This is a genomic window from Streptomyces sp. NPDC107559 (genome assembly GCF_055657365.1).
Genome location: NZ_JBVKBD010000055.1, coordinates 1 through 3,289, shown reverse-complemented (window position 1 = coordinate 3,289; position 3,289 = coordinate 1). Strand labels below are relative to the sequence as shown.

Here is a 3,289-nt window from a genome sequence, read left to right as displayed (position 1 = left end):
AGGAGGTCTCCAGGAGCAGCCGCTGCTGGGGGTCCATGGCGAGCGCCTCACGCGGGGAGATCCCGAAGAACTCCGCGTCGAACTCCGCCGCCTCGTGCAGGAATCCGCCCTCGCGGGTGTACGAGGTGCCGGGCCGGTCCGGGTCCGGGTCGTGTAGGCGCTCCAGGTCCCAGCCACGATCCACGGGGAACGGTGAGATGGCGTCGGTGCCCCGCTCCACGAGTTCCCACAGACCTTCGGGGGAGGTGACACCGCCCGGGTAGCGGCAGCTCATGCCGATGACGGCGATCGGTTCACGCGATGCCGTGAGCAGCTCCTGGTTCTGCTGCCGCAGCCTGCCGTTCTCCTTGAGTGAGTCCCGCAGTGCTGCCACGACCGCTTCGGACGAGGTGTTGTTCATGCCGTTCCTTCTCCAGGGACTCAGGAGCCGTGGCTCTCGCGAGCCATACGGACGAGGGCGTCGACGTCGAGCGCGTCGATGTCAAGGTCGGTGGCGTCCGGAGCCGAGGCCGTGGCCTGCGTGGCAACGGTCGTCGGCACCGGCTCTGTGAGGTCGAGCAACCGGTCGAGCAGGCCGGAACCGCGGAGTCGTTCGATCGACAGTGTGGAGAGCACGCGCCGGATCTCCCGCTCTCCCCATGCGTCGGCCGGTGAACTCACTGACTCCTCGGCGGCGGGCGCGAGTTCGCCCAGCAGCAGACGCGCGACCGCGTCGGGTGTCGGGTGGTCGAAGACGACGGTGGCGGGCAACCGCAGACCGGTGGCCTTGTTGAGGCGGTTGCGCAGTTCGACCGCGGTGAGGGAGTCGATGCCCAGATCCTTGAAACCGCGCCGCGAGTCCACGGCCGCCGGGCTGCCGTAGTCGAGTGTGCGGGCGACCTCGGCGCGGACCAGCGCGACGAGTTGCTCCTCCCGCTCCTCGGGTGTGAGCCCGGCGAGCAACTGGACAAAAGACGGCCCCGAGGCGGCTGTCGTCGCTCCGTTCGCCGAGGCCCTGCGCGGCTGCGGCCGGACCAGCCCGCGGAACAGCGCGGGCAGTTCCGCTCCACGGGCCTGCAACGCGGCGGGGTCGAGGGGCAACGGGACGGCGCACGGCAGGCCGAGCGCCACGGCGGCGTCGAAGAGACCCATGCCCCGGGCCGGTGTGATCGGGACCATTCCGAGCCGGGCGAACCGGTGATGGTCGGCCTCGCCGAGCGCGGCCGCCATACCGCCCTCCGCCCACGGACCCCATGCCAGGGACAGGGCCGGCAGCCCCTGGGCGCGCCGGTGCCGGGCGAGCGCGTCCAGATAGGCGTTGGCCGCCGCGTAGTTGGCCTGCCCCGCACCGCCGACCAGGCCCTGGACGGACGAGAACAGCGCGAATACGGCCAGGTCCAGATGCCGGGTGGCCTCGTGCAGGTTCCGTGCCGCGTCGACCTTGGGACGCAGCACGGCGGAGACGCGGTCCGGTGTCAGCGCCGCGAACACTCCGTCGTCGAGGATGCCGGCCGCGTGCACGACACCGGTCAGCGGATGACGGTCGGGAATCCCGGCCAGCAGCTCGTCCAGGGCGGTACGGTCGGCGACGTCGCAGGCGGCCAGGGTGACCTCCGCGCCGAGCGCTGTCAGATCACGCTCCAGCTCCTCTGCCCCGTCGGCCGCACGGCCTCGCCGGCTGACCAGCAGCAGCCGGCGCACCCCGTGCTCGGTGACGAAGTGACGGGCGAGCAGTCCGCCCAGTGCCCCGGTCGCCCCGGTGATCAGCACGGTGCCGTCGGGTGAGAACGCCGGTGCTCCGGTTCCGGCCGCGGCGGCCCACGTCAGCCGCGGAGTGAGCGCCCGGCCGCCCCGAACGGCGACCTGGGTGTCCGAGGTCGCCAGGGCCACCGCCAAGGCGGTCTCGTCCTGGCCGTCCGCCACGTCCACCAGGACGATCCGGTCCGGATTCTCGGTCTGTGCCGAGCGCAGCAGACCCAGGGCCGCCGCGGCCGGCAGATCGCGTACGTCCTCGTCGTCCGCCACCGCGACAGCGCCCTCGGTGACGACGACCAGTCGCTCCTCGTCCGGCCGGTCCTCGGACAGCCATTGCTGCGTACGCGCGAGCGCCTCGTGCACGGTGTCGTGAACCGACTCACCGCCCCGCAGCCGGAGCACGGTGGAGATGACGGGAGCCGTCCCGGGACCGGCTGGCACCCACTCCACCCGGAGCAGTTCCTCCTGGTCGGCCCCGGGGCCACTGCCCAACTGCCGCTGGCTTACGGCGCGTACGGCCAGCGCGTCCACCGAAGCGACGGGCGCGCCCGTGACATCGGCGACCTCGATCGTCACGGCGCCCGCCCCGGCAGGCGCCAGCCGTACCCGTGCCGCCGTGGCCCCCGTCGCGAACAGCCGCACCCCGTTCCAGGCGAACGGCAGCCGCGGCTCGCCGGTGCCGGGCAGCGCGCCCAGCTCGATGGCGTGCAGCGCGGAGTCGAGCAGCGCCGGATGGAGCCAGAAGGCGCTCTCGTCCTCGGTGTGACCGTCACGAAGGCGCAGCTCGGCGAAGACCTCGTCGCCCCGCTGCCACGCCGCACGCAGCCCCTGGAAGGCGGGACCGTAGCCGAACCCCTGGTTGGCCAGATCCTGGTAACGGGTAGTCAGGTCGATCTGCTGCGCACCGTGCGGTGGCCAGAGCGTGAGATCCCACTCCGGTCGTGTCTCGTCGGCGCCGAGCAGTCCCGTGGCGTGCCGCACCCACGGCCGGCCGGGGGCGTCGCTCTCCCGCCGGGAGTGCAGTGCCAGCTCGCGGCGCCCGGCCTCGTCGGGTGTGCCCACCGCCAGCTGGAACTGCACGCCACCCTGTTCCGGCAGCACGAGCGGAGCCTCCAGCGTCAGCTCCTCCAGGACGCCGACCTGGACCTCGCCGCTCGCGCGGAGGGCCACCTCCACGAACGCCGTACCCGGCAGCAGCACCCGGTCCAGGACCATGTGGTCCGCGAGCCAGGGCTGGGACGCGAGCGAGAGCCGGCCGGTCAGCAGGAGTTCCCCGGTCTCCGCACGGGTCACCGCGGCCCCGATCAGAGGGTGGTCCACCGCGCCGAGGCCGACCGAGGTGGCGTCCTTGGACCGGGCCGTGTTCGGCTGCCAGAAGCGCTGGTGCTGGAACGGGTAGGTGGGCAGGACGACCCGCCGCGCCACCCGGCCGCCGAACACGGCCCGCCAGTCCGGACTGATCCCGCGGACCCAGAGCTGCGCCAGCGCGGTCGTCAGGGCTTCGGGTTCCGGGCGGTTTTTGTGGAGGGTGGTGATGAACTCGGGTTCGGTGTCG

At 72.7% G+C, this 3,289-nt stretch carries 2 protein-coding genes; both read right to left on the bottom strand.

Translation table 11 applies throughout. The annotated features are described in order from the left end of the window. A partial coding sequence (locus ACZ7OY_RS44565; protein WP_472251219.1) for a beta-ketoacyl synthase N-terminal-like domain-containing protein occupies window positions 1–400 on the bottom strand: 400 nt, incomplete at its 3' end. Window positions 401–420: 20 nt separating this feature from the next. Next, on the bottom strand, window positions 421–3,289 hold a 2,869-nt coding region (locus ACZ7OY_RS44560), incomplete at its 5' end, for a type I polyketide synthase (RefSeq protein ID WP_472251218.1).